Raw genomic sequence first — 20,228 nt, 5'->3', positions numbered from 1 at the left:
CCTAGGAGGGGGTGCGCGGTTCGGTCCCGACGACACCCGCCCGCTAGGTTAGGTGCACCTAACCCGAGACGCCTGGAGGTGGAGATGCACGGCACGGTGCTGCGCACGCAGCGGCTGACCCCGGCGCTGGTCCGGGTGGTGCTCGGCGGCAGCGGCCTCGACGGGTTCGCGACGCCCACCGGCACCGACGCCTACGTCAACCTCGCCTTCGCGCCCGCCGGCGCGCCGTACGGTCCGGTCTTCGAGCCCGCCGCCGTGCGTGAGCAGCACCCCCGTGAGCAGTGGCCGGCGCGCCGCCGCTACACGGTGCGGCGCTGGGACGAGGGTGCCGGCGAGCTGACCCTCGACTTCGTCGTGCACGGCGACGACGGTGTCGCGGGCCGCTGGGCGGCGGCCGCGAAGCCCGGTGACGTGCTGGTGCTCGAGGGGCCGTCGAGCGGCTACCGACCCGACCCCGAGGCCGACTGGCACCTGCTGGTCGGCGACGAGTCCGCGCTGCCCGCGATCGCCGCCTCCCTGGAGGCGCTGCCCGAGGGGGCACCGGCCGTGGTCCGGCTGGTCTGCGACGGGCCCGAGCACGAGGTGCCGTTGCCCAGTCCGGGCCGGCTCGACGTGGCGTGGCTGCACCGTCGCGGCGACGACGCCGACGCCGACCTGCTGGCGGAGGCGCTGCGCGGCCTGGTGTTCCCTCCGGGCCGGGTGCACGTGTTCGTGCACGGGGAGGCCGACGAGGTTCGCGCGATCCGCCGCCACCTCCTGGTCGACCGCCGGGTGGCGCGCGCCGACATGTCCTGCTCGCCGTACTGGCGGCGCACGATGACCGACGAGGCGTGGCGCCGGGTCAAGCGCGACTACCTCGCGGAGATGGACGCCGAGGTCGCCTCGGCCTGAGCGGTCGGGGCTGCACGGATCAGGCGTCGGCCTCACCCACCTCGGAGCGCTCGCGCAGGTCGTCGGCGAGCACCCGCAGCTGCGCGAGCACGGCCCGGACCGCTGCCCGGGTGAGCTGCTCGGGCCGGCACAGCACGTCGACGTGGCGGCGCGCGGGGATCCGCGCCAGGGGACGCAGCACCACACCACGCGGGCGCGGCACGGTCCAGCGCGGGACCAGCGCGACCCCGCAGCCCGCGCGGACCAGCTCGGCCGCGACCGAGAACTCGTTGACCCGGTGCACGATGTCGACCGGGTGCCCGGCGGCGGCGGCGATCGCGTCGACCGTGGCGACGACGGGGAAGCCCTCGTGGGTGCTGATCCACGGCTGGTCGGCGACGTCGGAGGGCGACAGCCGCCGCTTCGCCGCCAACGGATGCTCCGGAGGCAGCGCGACGTCCAGCGGCTCGTGCAGCAGCGCAGTGACGCGCACCGTGCCCGGCCAGGCCGGGGTGTGGTCGAGCCGGTGCGCCAGCACCAGGTCGTAGCGGCCCGCCAGCCGGGGGAACGCCTCCTGCGCGACGTCCTCGTCGAAGAGCCGCACCGCCACCGGCTCACCGCGGCCGAACCGCTGCACCAGAGCGGGGAAGAGCGTGAGGGCGATGCTGTTGAAGCCGGAGACCGACACCTCGCCGCGGGGCCGGTCGGTGGCCCCGCGGGCGACCTCCCGAGCTCGGGCGAGTGCGACGTGGACGTCGACCGCGGCGGCCGCGAGCGCCGATCCGGCCTCGGTCAGGCCCAAGGTCCTGCCCCGACGCTCGGTGAGCGGTACGCCGACGCCGCGCTGAAGCGCCTGCAGTTGCTGGGTCACCGCGGACGGCGTCACGTGCAGCGCCTCGGCGACCGCACGCAGGCTGCCGAGCGCCTCGAGCTCGCGCAGGATGCGCAGCTGCCGTTCGTCCACGCAACTCAATGTAGCGATACTGAATTGTTTCTTCAGAGACTGGTCCTTGGTTGAACCGTCCCGGGCGACCAGGCTGGTGCGTCGTGAGCACCCGCACCGTCGACCTGACCCTCCTCGGCGTCGCCGCCGTCTGGGGGTCGAGCTACCTGGCGGCGAAGGTCGCCACCGAGGACCTCGCCGTCCCGGTGGTGCTGCTCGGCCGCTACGGCCTGGCGTTCGCCGCCTGCGTGATGCTGCTCCGGACCACCCACCGGGGCCGGCCCACCGCCACCGAGTGGCGGCTCGGCGTCCTGCTCGGCGTCACCCAAGCCGCGATCCTGGCCCTGGAGACCTGGGGCGTGGCGGGCACCACGGCCGCGAGCGCCGGCGTCCTGATCAGCCTCACGATCCTGATGACCCCGGGCCTGGAGGCGGTCGTCCTGGGACGTCGGCTGCCCCCGTCCTTCTACGCCGCCTGCGGGGTGTCGGTGGTCGGGGTGGCGCTGTTGATGAGCGGCGACGGCTGGTCCGGCCCCCGCTCCGGCGACCTGCTGGTGCTGTCAGCGGCCGTGGTGCGCGCCGGGCACGTGGTCCTGGTCGGCCGGCTCGCGTCACGGGACAGCGTCCGGCCGCTGTCGCTCACCACGGTCCAGCTCGGCGTCGGCACCCTCGTCTTCGCTCCGCTCGGCATCGCGTCGCTCGGGGACGCCGGCCCCGGCGGAGGTGGCGGCTCGCCGCTGGCCTGGGCCTGCGTGCTGCACCTCGCCCTGGGCTGCAGCGTCTTCGCGTTCCTCGCCCAGACCTGGGGGGTGCAGCAGACCTCGGCCTCGCGGGCCAGCCTGCTGCTCGGCACCGAGCCGGTGTGGGCAGTCGCCTGCGCCGCCGCGGTCGGCGGGGAGACGTTGACCTCCTTGGTGCTGCTCGGCTCTGCGATCGTCGTCGCGGGCACCTGGTGGGGCCAGGCGGTCGAGGGTCGTGATCGGCTGCCCGTCGGACTACCCGGCACGTCGGCCGACCCGATCCCGGGCCTCTCCGACCTGCCGGGGGTCGCGCCACCGGCGACGACCGTCAGCTGACCGGGCGGAGCGTCGACGAGTGGTCGATCGTTCACCGACACGCCGCGAAAACGCGGGAATCTGTGACCCCTCGGCGTTTCACGGGGTGCGGATCGCGGTCTCGGTCGGGGAGGTCCGGCCGCGCAGCACCACCGGCTCGTGCGCGCGCCAGTGCGCGGTCTCGTCGGGATGCGCCGCCTCGACGGTCTGCGCGGCGACCAGCACCTGCCCGGGCACCTGCTTGGCGAGGTCGGTCAGCCGCGCCGCGCTGTTCACCGCGTCGCCGATCACGGTGTACTCCAGTCGACTGGCGCTGCCGACGTTGCCGGCCACAGCCTCGCCGGTCGCGACGCCGATGCCGACGCCGATCTCGGGCACCTCGGCGGCCAGCCGGTCGGCCATCGTGCGCGCGGCGGCGAGCGCAGCGGCGGCATGATCGGGGTGGTCGACCGGTGCCCCGAAGACCGCGAGCACCGCGTCGCCGATGAACTTGTTGACCAGGCCGCGCTGCCGGTCGACCTCCTCGACGACCACCCCGAAGAACCGGTTGAGGGTGTCGACGACCTCCGCGGGGTCGTGCTCGGCGGCGTACGACGTGGACCCGACCAGGTCGACGAAGAGCACCGAGACGACCCGCACCTCGCCACCCAGCGCGACGCCGTCGTCCGCGGCGGCGCGGGCGACGTCGTGGCCGACGTGCCGCCCGAACAGGTCGCGCAGGTGCTCACGCTCCCGCAGGCCGGAGACCATCGCATTGAAGCCGGCCTGCAGCGACCCGAGCTCGGTGCCGTCGAAGACCACCACCTCGCGGTCGAGGTCACCGCGCTCGACGTCGAGCAACGCGTCGCGCACCGAGACGACCGGGGCCACGACCGAACGGGCGTTGAGCACGGTGGTCAGCAGACCGAAGACCAGCACGACGGCACCGATCGCGAGCACCGTGTAGGGCAGCCGGGAGCGGGAGTCGTCGTCACCGGCGGCGGCGACGATCGAGGCCACGACCATCCCGACCACGGGGGCGCCGGTGCCCAGGCACCAGAAGAGCACCATCCGGCCGCCGACCCCGGCGCCCCGCGGGCGATCGTCGTACGGCAGCCCGTCGAGGGCCTGCGCGGAGACCGGCCGCATCACGAAGTCGGTGAGCAGGAAGGCGATGCCGCAGGCCACGAGGCCGGCGATGCCGACGGCGAGGCCCGTGCTCAGCGCACGCTCGGGCTGGAGCACGAGCGAGAGCGTGGTGAACAGGACGGTCGCGGCGAGCCACAGCGTGGCCTGCATGACGGTCAGCCGCTGCGGCACCCGCAGCGCCGCCAGCCGTTCGCGCTGGTGGGGCCGGTCTCCCTGGGTCGCCCAGCCGAGCGCGCGCAGGCTCAGCCGGGTGCCGACGGTGACGCCGACGAGCACGGCAACACCGACATAGGTCGGCACCGCGATCGCCAGCGCCAGCCGGGTGGCCCCCGTCGGCGACGGCGAGGGCACCACGAAGCTGGCGATGAGGAACACCACTCCGGCCGCGATGACGTTGGTGCCGACCAGCAGCACGGTGAGCAGCAGCTGGACGCGCAGCCGCAGCCTGAAGACGGACTGGTCGCGGGGGCCGAGCACCCGGGCGCCGAACGGTGCCGAGCGGTGCCCCCTGCTCATCTCGAGCCCACCTCCGGCGCGTCACCCGTGGGCCAGCGGCGGTCCCCGGTGGGGGGACGGTACCGACACCGGCGTGCGGGTGCACGCCTCGCGGCCGGAGAGACCGGCGGCGGAGGCTAGGCGAGCGGGAGGGTCCGGGTCAGTGGACGAGCGCGGGCACTGCCGGGCGGAAGTGGCAGGCGATCGTGTCGTAGGAGAGCACACCCTCTGCCGCGAGGTCCCACAGCACCGCGACGACGTCGCAGCGTGCGGCGTCCATCTCGGAGGTCACGGTGGCGACGACGTCGCTGACCGACCAGGCCCCTTCGTGAACGGCGGTGTAGACCGAGTCCCGCAGGTTCCGGGGTGCGACTCGGGTCATTTGGACGAGCGACATGATGTGCCTTCCAGCAGTGTGCTTGCTCTTTCGACCCCCAGTCTTCTCCTCGGGCGGCCACAATCCCTTGGCCGAAGGTCCCGACCTGGGGGTCAATGGGTCCCGAGGTCACTGGGCAGCGGCCGTTCCGCCCGATGTCGGCGTGGCGCCGATCACCTCGACCCGCCCCGGCCAGGTCCGGCGGGCCCGCGCCAGCAGCGTCGACGTGGGGTCGACCAGGACGATGCGCTCGACCTCGGCGAGCACAGGGCTGTCCGACCAGGAGTCGGTGTACATCACCGTCCACGGCCGGGGCAGCCCGCACTCGCGCAGGGCCCGCACCTTGTGGTGGCCGAAGTTGTGCGGGCGCATCCGGCTGCCGCCGGGCGCCGGAGCCAGCCCGGAGGCGAGCAGCTCGACCTCGCCGAGGCCCACCTCCACCAGCAGGGTCCGGGCCAGCGTCTGCTCGGTCGCCGTGACCACCACGACGCGGTCACCGGCCGCGACGTGGCGCCGCGCGGCGTCCAGCCCGGCCGGACACAGCCAGGTGGGAGTGCGGGCGAACTCCTGGGCCAGCGCGCGGGCCTCCTGCCGGACTCGGTCCGGGTCGCGACCGAGCAGCGCGACCCGGACCAGGTAGCGGGTCACCGGCGCCCGCCACCGGGGCCGGGTGCCGGTGAGTGCCATCAGCGGCAGCGCCGGCAGCGCGAGGGCGAGACGCCACGGGTGGTGGACCAGCCGGCGGCGCACCAACGTCGCGAACGTGTCGCGGCGGGTGAGCACTCCGTCGAGGTCGAAGACGACGGCGCCGCGGCTCATCGAGCGACCGAGGCGGTCACCTCGAACGCCGCACGGTCGGCGCGGTAGACGTCGCGCGCGTACTCCACGCAGCGTCCCTGGTCGTCGACGGTGGTCCGGGTCAGCAGGATGCCGTTGGACGCCGCCCGCACCGCGAGCCGTTCGCAGGCCCCCTCGTCGAGCACGATCGACTCGAGCACCGCCTTCGACCGCTCGAGACGCAGGTCGTAGCGCCCCCGCAGCAGCTGCCACAGCGAGCCGTGCACCTCGACGTCGAGGATGCCCGGCGTCAGCGACGCCGGGAAGTAGGTCGTCTCGATCGCCAGCGGCTCGCCCTCCATCAGCCGCAGCCGACGGAACGCGTGGATCACGTCGTCGGCCGCCAGGCCGAGCGCGGCCCGGGCCGCGGTCGCGCCGTTCCCCGGCCCCACCAGGGCCTTGGCCCACAGCAGCTGGGCCGAGGCGTCACGGCCGAGTCGGTTCGCCTCCTCGGAGAAGCTGCCGATCTGGAAGCGGACCCGCGGCTCGGCCACGAAGGTGCCGCGCGGTGGCCGCCGGTAGACGTGCCCCTCGCTCTCCAGCAGCGTGAGCGCCTGGCGGGCCGTCATCCGGCTGACCGCGAACTGCTCGCTGAGCTCCCGCTCGGAGGGCATCAGCGTGTGCGGTGCCAGCTGCTGGTCGAGGATCCGCTCGCGCAGCTCGGTGGCGATGCCGACGTAGCGCGGCGTGCTCTGGCGCAGGTGCTGGGCGGACACGACTCCACGATACGCGGAAGAGCCACTTGGTCTATACCAATCGCCGCCGTCTCGTCCTTCCCGGCTCCGAATTTCGCCGAACCCGTTGACAAGGGCCGGTCGAGGCCTCAGGTTGGTACGGACCAAACGGTATAGACCATACCGGAGGGGACCATCATCACCGAAGGACGGAGGAGCAGTGACCGCTCCGCGCAGTGACCGACCCACGGGTGCCGCCAGCGGCGACGCCGGCTCCGGGCTGACCGAGAATTACCGGCAGGACAGGATGGCCCGGGAGCTGGGCTGGTACGCCTCGTTCGCGGTGGCCTTCGGCTTCGTCTCGATCGCCACCGGCATCTTCACCACCTACGGGGCCGTCCTGAACAGCTCGGGTCCGCGCGGCATCTGGGCCTGGCCGATCGCGGTCACGGGCCAGCTGGCCGTGGCGCTGATCTTCGGCGCCCTGGCCGCCCGCATCCCGATCAGCGGCTACGCCTACCAGTGGGTCTCCCGTATCGCGAACCCGATCGCCGGCTGGGTGATGGGCTGGATCTCCTTCACGTTCCTCGGCGTCGTCGTGGTCGCGGTCGACTACACCATCGCCGCCACGATCCTCCCGGAGCTGTTCGGCTACACCTACACGCTGCAGAACGCGTGGGCGATCACCGCCGTCGTGGTCCTGGTCCAGGCGATCCTGGTCGCCTGGTCGACCCGGATGACCAACAAGGTCAACCAGGTCGCGGTCACCATCCAGATCATCGGCATGATCGGCCTGACCGTCCTGCTGTTCGTCGTCGGCGCGGCCAGCGGTCTGCTCGACTTCGGCAACCTCTTCGAGACCGCACCGGTCGCCTCCGAGGGCTACTGGGACTTCGGCGACCTCGACCACGCCGGCCCGTTCCCGCTGGCGTTCCTGCTCGGCGCGTTCACGATCGTCGGCTTCGAGTCGGCGGCCAACCTCGCCGAGGAGACCAAGAACCCCGAGCGGGTGATTCCCAAGGCGATGGCCCAGGCCGTCCTCTCGCTGGGCGTGCTCGGCATGCTGTTCCTCATCGCGGTCACCGCGCTGGCCGGCGACACCGCCGAGCTCGCCAAGTCCGCCACCCCCATCGCCACCGTCATCACCGACGTGCTCGGCCCCGTGGTCGGCAACTTCCTGCTCGTGCTCGTCGTGATCTCGATCTTCTCCTGCGGCCTGGTGATCACGCTCAGCGGCACCCGACTGGTGTGGGCCATGTCGCGCGACGAGCGGTTCCCGGGCTGGCAGGCCCTGCACAAGATCAGCCACAGCCGCGGCACCCCGCTCGGGGCCTCGCTGTTCATGCTCGTGGTGGCGCAGGCGATCCTGGCGATCTTCTCCATGTCCGAGGACGCGCTCTTCTCCCTGTTCTCCGCCGGCACCCTGCTGCCCGCCCTCATCTACGCCGGCACCGTGTTGATGTACGTGCTGAAGCGGCGGACCCTGCCGCCCAGCCAGGGGTTCTCGCTCGGCAGGTGGGAGACCCCGATCATCGTGCTCGCGTCCGTGTGGCTGCTCTACGAGCTCGCGATCTTCCGTGACGAGTCGTTCTCGGAGCCGATCCTCTACGCCCTGGTCATGTTCGCGATCGGCGCCGTCTACCTGACCTACCTGCTGGTCCGCCACGGGCGGAAGGGCATGACCATGCCCGACCTGGCCGACGTCGACAAGATCCTCGACTCCGAGGCACCGCTCGAGGACGACCGGCTGTGACCACCGTCCTCACCATCGACCAGGGCACCTCCGGCACCAAGGCCCTCGTCGTCGACGACGAGGGTCGGGTGCGGGGCCTGGCGGAGCGGACCGTGCGCCCGCGCTACCTGCCCGGCGGCGGCGTCGAGCAGGACCCGCAGGCCCTGCTCGACTCGGTGCTCGAGGCCGGCCGCGAGGCGGTCGCCGCGGCCGGGCTGCCGGTCGACGTCGTGACGCTCTCCAATCAAGGCGAGACCGTGCTCGCCTGGGACCCCGACACCGGCCGACCGCTCTCGGACATGGTGGTGTGGCAGGACCGCCGCGCGGAGGCGATCTGCCAGGAGCTCGGCGAGCACCAGGAGCTGTTCGCCCAGCGCACCGGGCTGGTGCTGGACCCCTACTTCACCGCACCCAAGCTCGCGTGGCTTCGCCGCAACGTGACCCGCGAGGGCGTCGTGACGACGTCCGACACGTGGCTGGTGCACCAGCTCACCGGCGAGTTCGTCACCGACGCGTCCACCGCGGGCCGGTCGCTGGTCACCGATCTTGACACGGCCGCCTGGGACCCCGAGCTGCTCGGGCTGTTCGGACTCGCCGACGAGCGCCTCCCCACGATCGTGCCGTGCGACGTCGAGGTGGGCACCACGACCGCGTTCGGCGGCTCGATCCCGGTCGGCGGCCTGGTCGTCGACCAACAGGCCGCGCTGGTCGCCGAAGGCTGCCTGCAGCCCGGCGAAGCCAAGTGCACCTTCGGCACCGGCGCGTTCCTGCTCGCCAACACCGGCACGACCGCGGCGCGGTCCCGCGCCGGGCTCGCCGCCTGCGTGGCCTGGCAGGTCGGCGGCGAGACGACGTACTGCATCGACGGGCAGGTCTACACCGCCGCGTCGGCGGTGCGCTGGATGGAGCAGCTCGGCTACATCCGAACAGCGGCCGACATGGACCAGGCCGCCGCCCCCGACGCCGGCGGCGTCCTCGCCGTGCCCGCCCTGGCTGGCCTCGCCGCACCCTGGTGGCGCCCCGACGCCAAGGCCACCGTCAGCGGCATGACGCTCTCGACGACGGTCGGCCACCTGGTCACCGCGATCCTGCAGGGCATCGCCGCCCAGGTCGCGGAGCTCGGCTCCGCGGTCGAGCGGGACCTCGGCCGGCCGCTCACCCGACTGCGGGTCGACGGCGGGCTCACCCAGTGCCGCACGCTCATGCAGGCGGTGGCCGACCTGATGCAGATCGAGATCGAGCTCTACCCGTCGCCCCACGCCACCCCGCTCGGCGCGGCGGCGCTGGCCCGGATCGCCCACACGCCCGGCCTCCCCCTGGTCGACGCGATCGTCCCCTGGCAGCCCAGCCTCGTCTACTCCCCGCAGTGGAGCGCCGACCAGGCCGCCGACTTCCGCGCCCGGTGGAACGCCGCGGCGGCCACCGCGTGACCACCCGCCTCTCGGAATCGAGGACCCCTCCCATGACCACCGCACCCTCGACCGGCGCCGCCTCCTCCGGCGCGGCAGCGGCCCCGACGTACGACGTCGTGGTGCTCGGCGCCGGCATCGTCGGCTCGGCGATCGCGCGCACGCTCGCCGGCTACCGGCTCTCCGTCGCGCTCGTCGACGCCCGCGACGACGTCGGCGAGGGCACCAGCAAGGCGAACACCGCGATCCTGCACACCGGGTTCGACGCCAAGCCGGGCAGCCTGGAGTCGCGGATGGTCCACGAGGGCTACCACCTGCTGGGCGACTACGCGGCCGCCACAGGCATCCCGGTCGAGCGGGTCGGCGCGATCCTGGTCGCGTGGGACGCCGAGCAGCTGGGCAACCTGCCCGGCCTCCAGGAGAAGGCGGTCGCCAACGGCTACCCCCACACCGAGATCGTCGCCGCCGACGAGGTCTACCGGCAGCTGCCGCACATCGGGCCCGGTGCCCTGGGCGGCCTGACCGTGCCCGGCGAGTCGATCATCTGCACCTGGACCACCAACTTCGCGTTGGCCACCGACGCTGTACGCCGCGGCGCGACGCTGCTGCTCGGTCACCGGTGCACCGGCGTCACCGTGGAGAACGAGACCACGGTGCTGCACACCGAGGGCGGCGACCTGCGCACCCGCTGGGTGGTCAACGCCGCCGGGCTCGGCGCCGACCTGGTCGACCAGCACTTCGGCTATGACCGGTTCCACGTCACGCCCCGCCGCGGCGAGCTGTTGGTCTTCGACAAGCAGGCCCGCCCGCTGGTGGACAAGATCGTGCTCCCGGTGCCCAGCGCCGTCGGCAAGGGCGTGCTGATCAGCCCCACCGTCTACGGCAACGTGATGCTCGGCCCGACCGCCGAGGACCTCACCGACCGCACCGACACCGGCTCCTCCGAGAGCGGCCTGGCCTTCCTGCGCGAGAAGGGGCAGCGGCTGATGCCGCGACTGCTCGAGGAGGAGGTCACCGCGACCTACGCCGGCCTCCGAGCGGCCACCGAGTTCTCCGACTACGTCATCGAGGTCGACACCGACCAGCGCTACCTGCTCGCCGGCGGCATCCGCTCGACCGGGCTCACCTCGGGCATGGCCGTCGCCGAGCACGTCGCCGGTCTGCTGGCAGACACCGGCGCGCTCGAGCTCCAGCCCCGCGACGACCTGCCCGACCCGCCCCGGATGCCGAACATCGGCGAGGCCGGTCTCCGGCCCTACCAGGACGCCGCCCGCATCGCCGCGGACCCGGCGTACGGCCGCATCGTGTGCTTCTGCGAGCGGGTCACCGCCGGCGAGATCCGCGACACCTTCGCCGCGACGATCCCGCCGACCACGCTGGAGGGCCTGCGTCGCCGCACCCGCGTCCAGAACGGGCGCTGCCAGGGGTTCTACTGCGGCGCCGAGGTGGCCGAGCTGTTCGCCACTCGGGGCGCCGGCGTTCCGGAAGGGCAGGTCCAGCGATGAGCGCGACACCCACCACGCCCAGCAGCACCGAGCCGAGCAGCGTGCTCACGCCCGACGTGGTGATCGTCGGCGCCGGCCCGGCGGGCCTGCGCGCCGCCTCCGAGCTGGCCGGGCAGCTGCCCGGCCAGGTGCTGGTGCTCGAGCGCGAGCGCGAGGCCGGCGGCATCCCCCGGCACAGCGACCATCCCGGCTACGGCATGCGCGACCTGGGGCGGTTCGTCACCGGGCCGAAGTACGCCCGGCTGCTGCGGGAGAAGGCACAGGACGCCGGAGCCACGATCCTCACCGAGGCGATGGCCACCGACTGGGCGGGCCCCCGCTCGCTGATGGTGACCTCGCCCCAGGGGAGGCTCCGCGTCGACGCGCGGTCGGTGGTTCTCGCCACCGGCGCCCGGGAGCGCCCCCGGGCCGCCCGCAGCATCCCCGGAGACCGCGCCCACGGCATCTACACCACCGGAACCCTGCAGAACGTCGTGCACCTCAAGCACGGCACGGTCGGCAAGCGGGCCGTCGTCGTCGGCGCCGAGCTGGTCAGCTGGTCGGCGGTCCTCACGCTGAAGCACGCCGGGTGCGAGACCGCGTTGATGACCACGTCCTACCCGCAGTCCGAGTCGTACTGGCTCTTCCACCGGCCCGGACGGATGGTGTTCGGCACCCAGGTCGCCACCCGCACTCGGGTCACCCGGATCATCGGCCGGCCCCGCGTGCAGGCGGTCGAGATCGAGCACCTCGACACCGGCCGACGCCGGCTAGTCGAGTGCGACACGGTGGTGCTCACCGGCGACTGGATCCCCGACAACGAGCTGGCCCGGGCGGCCGGCCTGCCGCTCGACCCGGGCAGCCTCGGACCGCTCGTCGACACCGCGCTGCGCACCGACCGCCCCGGTGTCTTCGCGATCGGCAACGCGCTGCACCCTGTCGACACCGCCGACATCGCCGCCCTCGACGGGGCAGCAGTCGCCGAGCACGTGCGCGGCTACCTCGACGGGCGGCGGCCGGCCCCGGACTCGGTGCGGCTGCAGGCCGAGGCGCCCTTCCGGTGGGTCGCTCCCGGCATCCTCCGCGCCGGCGACCCGGCCCCGCCCCGCAAGCGGCTGCTGCTGTGGACCGACGAGCATGTCGCCGCGCCCCGGGTGGTGCTCGTGCAGGACGGGCGGGTGGTGGCCCGCAAGCGGGTGCCGTGGCCGGCCGCGCCCGGCCGGGTCTTCCGAGTTCCCTCCGACGTGCTCGACCACGTCGACCCCCGGGGCGGCACCGTCACTGTCGGGCTGGACCGGTGAACCGCGGCCGTCCGGGACGGAGGGCCCCCTGACAACTACTGACCACATCTTGACTTCACCTGACCACAACTGAATGGCGGCCCACCTGGCCGCCTCCCAAGCTCGGTCGTCGGGGGCATCCCCCGCCCGCTGATGGCCGAGAGCAGCGCCCCGCCTCCCCCGGCGGGGCGCTGTGCCGTCCGGGGCCGTCCGGGGCCGCCCGGGGCCGCCCGGGGCCGCCCGGGGCCGCCCGGCGTCGTCCGGGGTGGTGGTCCGGCGTCGTCCGGGGTGGTGGTCCGGCGTTGTCCGCGACCAGCCAGGACCAGGCGGCCATGGCCCACGCGGCAGGATCGTCGATAACCATCTCGCGGCCGCGAGCATCAGACCGGACGTCAGGCACCCACCGAGAGGAAGCCTCCGTGAACCGCACCCTCGCCTCCGCCCTCGCCGCCGCCGTCGTCGGCAGCACTGCCGGCGCCATCGCCGCCACCCAGCTCGCCGGTGACGGGGGCGGCACCCCGACCGCCACCCGCAGCAGCGGCACCACAGAGTCGCCGGGTGACGGCGAGCCCGCCACCGCCGCGCCCGACCCGGCGCTCGACGGCGTGCTGTGGGCCAACCAGCGCTCGTTGCACGACGGCGACCAGGAGGTCGCGATCCACCTCATCGACCGGCCCGCCGAGCTGCACCGCACGGCCACGGGGTGGCTGATGACCACGATGGCGAGCCCCCAGGAGCCGTCGTACGAAGCCTGGCGGGTGGACGCCGACGGCAGCACGATCTTCCTGGCCGAGACCTTCGGCCGGGGCGACGTGAGCCGTGACGGCACGCGGTACGCCGCGATGCGCGACGACGGACGCGGCTACGGCATCTGGGACACCGCCACCGGCGAGCTCGTGCAGACGGTCAGGGCGCCCGAGGCCGGCTGGTGGCCCGGCGGCCTGGCGTCGTTCTCCGACGACGTCGCGACCCTGCTGGCCGAGTGGCGCACCGACGAGGAGGAGCCGCGCGTGATCGCCACCCGGCTCGGCAGCGGCGAGCATCGGGTGGTCGCCGACGACCTGGTCGGGGCATCCTGGAACGCCTCACCCGACGGGTCCTGGCTCGCCGGCATCTCCGCCACCGAGTCCGACCCCGAGGCCGGCGTCGAGACCTGCGCCGACATCCGCAGCACGGCCGACCCGAGCGACCGCCTCGTCGACTGCGGCTCGACGTTCGGCGGCTACCCCTCGTTCAGCCCCGACGGCACCAGACTGCTCACGGTCGTCCCCCCGCTGGACGGGTTCGGTCCCGCGCTGTTCCGCGTTCTCGACAGCGCGGAGCGCACGATGCTCGGAGAGGTCGACGCCCCGGACGCCGTGCTCGAGGGCAAGTTCCTCGACGACGACGAGGTGCTGCTGCTCGGCGCCCGCAACCTCGACGGCGACGGGACCGTGATCTACCGCTGCGACCTCGACGGCGCCTGCGACCCGGTCGCCCGCGCCGGCGACGCCGCCGAGACCGCGGTGCTCGGCGACACGAACTGACCAGTTCGGCCGAGCTGTCCGGCGCCGGCGTCAGTCGGTGGTCGCCAGCAGCGGGCGGACCGCCTTGCGGGCGTGGTGGATGCGCGCCTTCACCGTGCCGAGCGGCAGGTCGAGCACCCGGGCGATCTCGGCATAGTCGAGCTCCTGCACGTCGCGCAGCACCAGCGGCTCGACGTACTCCGGGTGCTCGCGGCCGACGATCTCGAGCGCCTCGAGCAGGTCCAGCCGGCTGCCGGCGATCACACTGGTGGTGCGTGGGTCCGCGGCCACCGGCAGCTCATCGGTCAGTCGCTCGGCCGCCCGCCGCTTGAGGGTGCGGTAGGTCGAGCGGGCGCTGTTGGAGGCCACGACGTGCAGCCAGGTGGTGAATCGGCTGCGCCCGGCGAACGAGCCGATGCGGGTGGCGACCAGCAGCAGCGCGTCCTGCGCCGCCTCCTCGGCGTCCTCGGGATAGAGCAGGATGCGCCCGCAGATGCGCTTCACCCGGGGCTGCACCTGTGCGAGCAGGTCTTCGAGGGCGTCCCGGTCGCCGCCGGCCGCGCGGAGCGCCAAAGCATCGAGCGCGTCGGCGGCTGCAGCCTCACCGGTCGACTCCATCGCACCTCCTGGACCGCCTATCCCCGACCCGACGGCACCGGGCGGGCGCTCTGGCACGATAGCGGCCGTGTCACTCCCGGAGCGTCTCGGCCGACTGAGCCGGGTCCGTCGCATCGGAGCCGGGGGTTTCGCCACTGTGTGGCTCTACCGCGACGACGAGCTGCGCTCCCACGTCGCGGTCAAGGCGCTCGCCGACAACTGGGCGCAGCGGCTCGACGTCCGCGACCGGTTCCTCGAGGAGGCGCGCATCCTGCGCGCGGCCGACTCCGACCACGTCGTGCGGGTGCACGACATCGGCGAGACCGACGGCACGCCCTGGTTCGTGATGTCGTACGCCGATCGGGGGTCGCTGGACCGCTACCTCACCGCCGGCACTCCGCTGTCGCCGGCCGTGGTGCTGCCGCTGATGGAGCAGGCCGCGAGCGGCTTGGCGGTCTTGCACGCCCGCGGTGTGGTGCACCGCGACGTCAAGCCGCAGAACCTGCTGTTGCGCGGCGACGGCGTGCCGGACCCCGAGCAGCGTGATCCCGTGACGTCGGACCTGGCGAGCAGCCGGCTGCTGGTCGCCGACCTCGGAGTGGCCAAGGCGGTGCTGCACGCCAGCGGGCTCACTCAGGTCGTCGGCACCCCCGCCTACATGGCGCCCGAGCAGGCGACCGGAGCCCCGGTCGGACCGGCTTCCGACGTGCACGCGCTGGCGGCGGTGAGCTATCAGATGCTGACCGGCCGGCTGTTGCGCGACGGCGGCCTCGGCGACCTGGTCGACGGTGTCCCGCCGGTGCCGCCCAGCGCGCTCACCGACCTGCCGGAGGCGGTCGACCGGGTGCTGCTGCGGGCGGTGCACCCTCGTCCCGAGGAGCGGTGGCCCGACGTCGGTTCGTTCGTGGCCGCGCTGCACGAGGCGGTGGACGGCGGGCCGGTCGTGGCCGCCCCCGCCCTGAACACGCCGGGCAGGCGCCCGCCGGGCCAGCCCGCCCCGGCGAGTCCCAACCCCGCGGCCCCGGCCCGCCCCGCTGCTCCCGCCCGGCGTACGAGCCCGACCGTCCTCGTGCTGCTCGTGCTGCTGGTGCTCGCCCTGTCGTTCGCCGCGTCGTTCGCGGTCGTGGCCGCCCTGCGCTGAGGCCCGCCTGCGCCGACGGGTCGTGTGCCTGAGCACGCGCCCGAGCGCGATGTCCTGATCCTTCACAACGCGCCCGAGCGCGACCTCAGGCACACGACCCCGAATCCCGACCTAGGAACGTCGGTCGCGGCGGGCCCGCAGCGGGCGCTTGGGCAGCTGGCTGGCCCGGCCGTGCAGGGCGGTGAGCAGGGTCGCGACCACCGTGTCCTGCTCGGGGGTGCGGTCGAACGTGGTGAGGTTCAGCGGCGCCTTGAAGCGGGTGCGGGTCACCGCCTTGGCGTAGCAGAACTCGCGCAACCCGTCGGGCCCGTGGATGCGCCCGAAGCCGGAGTCGCCGACCCCGCCGAACGGCAGCCCCGCCACCCCGGCGAACGAGATCACCGAGTTGATCGCGGTCATCCCGGTGCGCAGCCGGCGGGCGATCTCGGGGCCGCGGGACGCCGAGAACACCGAGGACCCGAGGCCGTAGTGGCCGGCGTTGGTGAGCTCGACCGCCTCGTCCATGTCGCGCACCTTGCGCACGGTGACGGTGGGGCCGAAGGTCTCCTCGGTGACCGCGAGCGAGTCCTCGGGGACGTCGACGAGCACGGTCGGCTGCACGAACTTGTCGCCGATCGCGCCTTCGCCCCCGACCAGTGCCCGGCCGCCGCGGGCGAGCGCGTCGGTGACGTGGCGGCGTACGACGTCGAGCTGGCTGGGCATCGTCATCGGGCCGAGCTTGGCGTCGGCGTCGGTGCCGGCGTGCACCGACCGGGCCCGCTTGGTCAGCTCGTCGACGAACCGGTCGTAGACGCGCTCGTGGACATAGACACGCTCGATGCCGGTGCAGGTCTGGCCGGCGTTGGCGAACGCGCCCCAGGCGGCGGCGTCGGCGGCGGCGACCACGTCGGCGTCCTCGTCGACGAGCAGGGCGTCCTTGCCGCCGGCCTCGATGACGACCGGGGTGAGCCGCTCGGCGCAGGCGGCCATCACCCGCTTGCCGGTGGCGGTGGAGCCGGTGAAGGCGATCTTGTCGACGTCGGCGCGGCACAGCGCGGCACCGGTGTCGCCGTGGCCGGTGACCACCTGGAGGAGGTCGTGGTCGGGCACGACCTCGCGCAGGCTGTCGGCGAGCCAGAGGCCGACTCCGGGCGTGAGCTCGCTGGGCTTGAACACCACGGTGTTGCCGGCGCCGAGCGCGTAGGCGATCGAGCCCATCGGCGTGAAGACCGGGTAGTTCCACGGCCCGATGACGCCGACGACGCCGAGCGGGAGGTACTCCACCGACGCCGCCTGGTTGGCCAGCAGCAGGCCGGGCGCGACGCGCTTGCGACCGAGCACTTTCGATGCGTGCGAGCCGACCCAGGCGAGGTGGTCGATGGCCAGCCCGATCTCGAGCTGGGCGTCGCCGTGCGGCTTGCCGGTCTCTTGGTGGACCACGTCGGCGAGCTGTGCCATCCGCCGGGTGAGCACTCCGCGCCACTGGTCGAGCACCCGCCGGCGTCCGTCGAAGCCCTGGGCGGCCCACCAGCCGGCGGCGGCGCGGGCCCGGGCGACGGCCGCGTCGACGGCGGCGGCGTCGTGGACGGGGTGGACGCCGACGACGTCGCCGGTGGCCGGGTTCAGCGACTCGAAGGTGGCGGTGGCGGCGGTCTGGGTCATCGGGGGTCCCCTCCTGCGCTCTGTGGGGTGGGTCGTGCGGTGGCGCGGCCGCGGAGCAGGTCGGCCGCCCGCTCGCCGATCATGATCGAGGGGGCGTTGGTGTTGCCGCGGGTGACCATCGGCATCACGCTGGCGTCGGCGACCCGCAGCCCCTCGACGCCACGCACCCGCAGCTCCGGGTCGACGACGGCACGCTCGTCACCGCCCATCGCACAGGTGCCGACCGGGTGGTAGAGGGTCTGGGTGTTGCCACGGATGTGCTCGACGATCTGGGCGTCGCTCGGGTCGCTCCCCCAGCCCTGCATCGTGGGCAGCCCGGGGCCGGCGATGTGCTGGGCCAGCGGGCCGGTCGACACCGTCTCGAGCAGCCGGCGGACGCCGGCGACCATCGCGTCGAGGTCGGCCGGGTCGTCGTAGTAGCCGGGGTCGATCTCGGGGTGCCAGCGCGGGTCGGCCGATCGCAGCCGCAGCGACCCGCGGCTCGCGACGTGCACCAGCGTGGGCGCGACAGTGACGTTGCGGCTGGTCGCCTCGTGCAGGCCGTTGTCGTAGAAGCCGGTCGGCGCGACGTGCACCTGCAGGTCGGGGGCGGCGAGGTCGTCACGGCTGCGCCAGAACCCGCCGCCCTCGCCGATGTTGGAGGTCAGCGGGCCGGTGCCGGTGGCCTTCGCCCGGGCGAACTGCACCAGGTTGTTGTGGTCCATCAGGTCGGAGACGCCGCAGGTGCGGAACACCAGCGGCACCGCGGGGTGGTCGTGCAGGTTCTGGCCGACCGTCGGCAGGTCGACGAGCACGTCGACGCCGACCTCGCGCAGGTGCGCGCCGGGCCCGATGCCCGAGAGCATCAGCAGCTGGGGGGAGTTCACCGCCCCGCCGGCCAGCACGACCTCGCCCTCGACGTACGCCGTGTGGCTGGCCGGGCCGTGCTGGTAGCGCACGCCGACCGCGCGGCCGCCCTCGACCACGACCCGCTCCGCCAGCGCACCGGTGCGGATGGTGAGGTTGGGCCGGTCGGCGGCGGGCTCGAGGTAGGCCTTCGCGACCGACCAGCGCCGGCCCTTGCGACAGGTGACCTGGTAGCGCCCCGCGCCCTCCTGCTCGGCGCCGTTGAAGTCGTCGGTGGGCGTGAAGCCGGCGGCCACCGCCGAGTCGACCCAGGCATCGGTGAGCGGGTGGGTGTAGCGCCGGTCCTCGACGTGGAGTGGGCCGTCCTGGCCGTGGTAGCGGCCGCCGAGCCGGGTGTTGCCCTCGGAGCGGACGAACGCCGGCAGCACGTCGTCGTAGCCCCAGCCGGCCGCGCCGTAGGCGTCGCGCCAGGTGTCGTAGTCGAGCCGGTTGCCGCGGATGTAGATCATCGCGTTCATCGAGGAGCAGCCGCCCAGCGCCTTCATCCGCGGCCAGTAGGCGCGGCGGCTGTGCAGCTGCTTCTGCTCGGTGGTCTGGTAGTTCCAGTCCCAGCGGGTCTTGAAGAGGTTCGAGAACGCGGCGGGGATCGTGATCTGGTCGGCGTCCGCGGCGCCGCCGGCCTCGAGCAGCAGCACCCGCGTCGACGGGTCCTCGGTGAGCCTGGCGGCGACCACCGCCCCTGCGCTGCCGGCCCCCACCACCACGTAGTCGTAGACCTCCCGCTCGGCCACGGCACCCTCCTCGACGTCGACCGCCCCGGCCGGCCCGGTGGTGGTGCCGGCAAACCTAGGCCGTCGTGACGCCGGTCACCAGGCCCGGGCTCGCCCCGTGGTCACCGCTGGCCCGCCGACGCGTCACCGATTCCCATCTCGGTGGTCGAGCCCGTCGAGACCCGGCGTGTCGGGGAACCATCGACTCCTCGGCGGGCAGCGCGCCGGTAGAGCGCCCGCCCTGGTGAGCTGCTGAGACCGTGCGCCACGGTGCTCGCGACCACCAGCAGCGACCCGGCGGCCAGGACGTTCTCGGGCACGGAGAGCCGCTCGGCCTCGAGGGTCAGGTAGAAGACCGCGGACACGCCGACCGGGCCGAACCAGCCGAGGTAGACGGCGTCGCGCAGCCGGAGCCCCAGCGGACGCGCCAACGCGAGGACGACCGGAAGCCGCCGGAGCATCAGGACGGCGACCACGAGCGCGGCGCCACGCCACCCGAGGTCGCGCCAGGCCGCCCACGGGATCATCGCGCCCAGCAGGGCGAACACCGGCAGCACCGCGAACCGGTTCACCGCCTCGTCCAGCTGCAGCTCCGCGGTGCGCTCGGCGCCGGTGCTGGTCAGGCTGAACGCCAGGCCCGCGACGAAGACCGCGAGCACTCCGTCGACCTTCAGCAGCCCGGAGGCGCCCATCACCCCGAGGGCGAGCACGACGGTGAACAGCAGCGCCGGAGCGTGCTCGGCGGCGCCGTGCTCCTCGCCGAGCAGCAGCATCCGGCCGCCCAGCCAGCCCAGCAGCACCCCGAGCGCGACCGCACCCAGCACCTGCCACAGCGACTCGACCACGGCGTCCCTCGCCGTGAGCGGACCCGCGATCGCGACGGCGGCGAGCACCAGCGGCAGCGCCAGACCGTCGTTGGCCCCCGACTCCAGCGACAGCAGCTCCCGGTCCTTGGCCGGAATGTCGCGCTCGGCCTCCTCACCGGTCACCACGCTCGAGGCGAGCACCGGATCGGTGGGTGCCACCGCCGCGCCCAGCAGGGCGGCCGCAGCCACCGGCAGGCCGAGGATCCACCCGCCCAGGGCCGCGGAGACCACCGCCATGGCCGGCATCGCGACCAGCAGCAGCACGCTCACCGCCGCGAGCCGGCGGCGTACGTCGCGCCAGGGGTAGCGCAGCGCGACGCCCATCACCGAGACCGCCAGCAGCAGCCGGCCGGCCTCGTGCAGCACGGCGGGGTCGCGGATCAACGTCGGCAGCGACAGGACGCCGGTCGCGGACGCGCCGAGCGCTCCGCCCGCGACCAGCGCCAGCAGCGGCTCCGAGAGCGGCAGCCGCCGCAGCTTCTTCGACAGGGCGGCCACCACCGCCGCGAGCAGGCCCACGGTGAGCAGCAGCACGTCGAGGTCCATGCAGGGGCGGTGCCCAGCCCGCCCGTGAGAATG

Annotated in this window: 17 protein-coding genes; 8 read left to right on the top strand and 9 right to left on the bottom strand. The window is 73.7% G+C overall.

Annotation, left to right across the window (positions count from 1 at the left end; translation table 11 throughout):
* The first annotated feature begins 84 nt into the window (after positions 1 to 84).
* The gene (locus D6B71_RS13895; protein ID WP_121256054.1) at positions 85 to 891 is read left to right on the top strand and encodes a siderophore-interacting protein; all 807 of its coding nucleotides are present in this window, start codon (positions 85 to 87) and stop codon (positions 889 to 891) included.
* A gap of 19 nt (positions 892 to 910) precedes the next feature.
* Here the strand turns inward: D6B71_RS13895 and D6B71_RS13890 are convergent, their stop codons facing one another.
* Entirely contained in the window at positions 911 to 1,834 is a 924-nt protein-coding gene (locus D6B71_RS13890) for a LysR family transcriptional regulator (protein WP_121256052.1), read from the bottom strand.
* 83 nt (positions 1,835 to 1,917) lie between these two features.
* Here D6B71_RS13890 and D6B71_RS13885 point away from each other — a divergent pair, with 83 nt between their 5' ends.
* Entirely contained in the window at positions 1,918 to 2,889 is a 972-nt protein-coding gene (locus D6B71_RS13885; RefSeq protein WP_121256050.1) for a DMT family transporter, read from the top strand.
* 78 nt (positions 2,890 to 2,967) lie between these two features.
* Here the strand turns inward: D6B71_RS13885 and D6B71_RS13880 are convergent, their stop codons facing one another.
* The 4 genes from D6B71_RS13880 to D6B71_RS13865 all read right to left on the bottom strand — a co-directional run bounded on the left by D6B71_RS13880 (position 2,968) and on the right by D6B71_RS13865 (position 6,420).
* Complete coding sequence (locus tag D6B71_RS13880) at positions 2,968 to 4,512, bottom strand: adenylate/guanylate cyclase domain-containing protein (RefSeq protein ID WP_121256049.1); 1,545 nt, start codon at positions 4,510 to 4,512, stop codon at positions 2,968 to 2,970.
* 139 nt (positions 4,513 to 4,651) lie between these two features.
* The gene (locus D6B71_RS13875; RefSeq protein ID WP_121256047.1) at positions 4,652 to 4,873 is read right to left on the bottom strand and encodes a hypothetical protein; all 222 of its coding nucleotides are present in this window, start codon (positions 4,871 to 4,873) and stop codon (positions 4,652 to 4,654) included.
* A 123-nt stretch (positions 4,874 to 4,996) separates the two neighbouring features.
* Positions 4,997 to 5,686: an HAD family hydrolase gene (locus D6B71_RS13870; protein ID WP_121256045.1), complete on the bottom strand. Its 690-nt coding sequence runs from the start codon at positions 5,684 to 5,686 to the stop codon at positions 4,997 to 4,999.
* Positions 5,683 to 6,420 carry a GntR family transcriptional regulator gene (locus D6B71_RS13865; protein WP_206051765.1) on the bottom strand — a complete coding sequence of 246 codons (738 nt, stop codon included), beginning with the start codon at positions 6,418 to 6,420 and terminating at the stop codon, positions 5,683 to 5,685. Before D6B71_RS13865 ends, D6B71_RS13870 begins: the two co-directional genes overlap by 4 nt.
* Before the next feature lie 178 nt (positions 6,421 to 6,598).
* Between D6B71_RS13865 and D6B71_RS13860 the strand changes: the two genes are divergently transcribed.
* The 5 genes from D6B71_RS13860 (at position 6,599) to D6B71_RS13840 (ending at position 13,809) form a co-directional block, all read left to right on the top strand.
* Positions 6,599 to 8,131: an APC family permease gene (locus D6B71_RS13860; RefSeq protein ID WP_206051764.1), complete on the top strand. Its 1,533-nt coding sequence runs from the start codon at positions 6,599 to 6,601 to the stop codon at positions 8,129 to 8,131.
* A complete protein-coding gene (locus D6B71_RS13855; protein ID WP_121256043.1) occupies positions 8,128 to 9,540 on the top strand; it encodes an FGGY family carbohydrate kinase in 1,413 nt (470 codons plus the stop codon). Before D6B71_RS13860 ends, D6B71_RS13855 begins: the two co-directional genes overlap by 4 nt.
* 32 nt (positions 9,541 to 9,572) lie before the next feature.
* Entirely contained in the window at positions 9,573 to 11,024 is a 1,452-nt protein-coding gene (locus D6B71_RS13850) for an NAD(P)/FAD-dependent oxidoreductase (protein ID WP_121256041.1), read from the top strand.
* Entirely contained in the window at positions 11,021 to 12,304 is a 1,284-nt protein-coding gene (locus D6B71_RS13845; protein WP_206051763.1) for an NAD(P)/FAD-dependent oxidoreductase, read from the top strand. The genes D6B71_RS13850 and D6B71_RS13845 overlap by 4 nt, the downstream gene beginning before the upstream one ends.
* A gap of 398 nt (positions 12,305 to 12,702) precedes the next feature.
* Complete coding sequence (locus D6B71_RS13840; RefSeq protein ID WP_121256039.1) at positions 12,703 to 13,809, top strand: PD40 domain-containing protein; 1,107 nt, start codon at positions 12,703 to 12,705, stop codon at positions 13,807 to 13,809.
* A gap of 30 nt (positions 13,810 to 13,839) precedes the next feature.
* Here D6B71_RS13840 and D6B71_RS13835 read toward each other — a convergent pair whose 3' ends face one another.
* Complete coding sequence (locus D6B71_RS13835) at positions 13,840 to 14,406, bottom strand: RNA polymerase sigma factor (RefSeq protein WP_121256037.1); 567 nt, start codon at positions 14,404 to 14,406, stop codon at positions 13,840 to 13,842.
* Positions 14,407 to 14,473: 67 nt separating this feature from the next.
* Between D6B71_RS13835 and D6B71_RS22815 the strand changes: the two genes are divergently transcribed.
* On the top strand, positions 14,474 to 15,526 hold the full coding sequence (locus D6B71_RS22815; RefSeq protein WP_164519670.1) for a serine/threonine-protein kinase: 1,053 nt from the start codon (positions 14,474 to 14,476) through the stop codon (positions 15,524 to 15,526).
* A 111-nt stretch (positions 15,527 to 15,637) separates the two neighbouring features.
* Here the strand turns inward: D6B71_RS22815 and D6B71_RS13820 are convergent, their stop codons facing one another.
* From D6B71_RS13820 to D6B71_RS13810, 3 genes are all read right to left on the bottom strand, one after another.
* Positions 15,638 to 17,167, bottom strand: coding sequence for an aldehyde dehydrogenase family protein (locus tag D6B71_RS13820; RefSeq protein WP_121256035.1), 1,530 nt, complete (start codon positions 17,165 to 17,167; stop codon positions 15,638 to 15,640).
* A complete protein-coding gene (locus D6B71_RS13815; RefSeq protein ID WP_121256033.1) occupies positions 17,164 to 18,804 on the bottom strand; it encodes a GMC family oxidoreductase in 1,641 nt (546 codons plus the stop codon). Before D6B71_RS13815 ends, D6B71_RS13820 begins: the two co-directional genes overlap by 4 nt.
* A 101-nt stretch (positions 18,805 to 18,905) precedes the next feature.
* Positions 18,906 to 20,195, bottom strand: a complete 1,290-nt coding sequence (locus D6B71_RS13810) for a cation:proton antiporter domain-containing protein (protein WP_121256031.1) — start codon at positions 20,193 to 20,195, stop codon at positions 18,906 to 18,908.
* Positions 20,196 to 20,228: the final 33 nt, after the last annotated feature.

Source organism: Nocardioides ferulae (assembly GCF_003660455.1).
Taxonomy (GTDB): Bacteria; Actinomycetota; Actinomycetes; order Propionibacteriales; family Nocardioidaceae; genus Nocardioides; species Nocardioides ferulae.
This window is presented reverse-complemented; position numbering and strand designations above follow the sequence as displayed.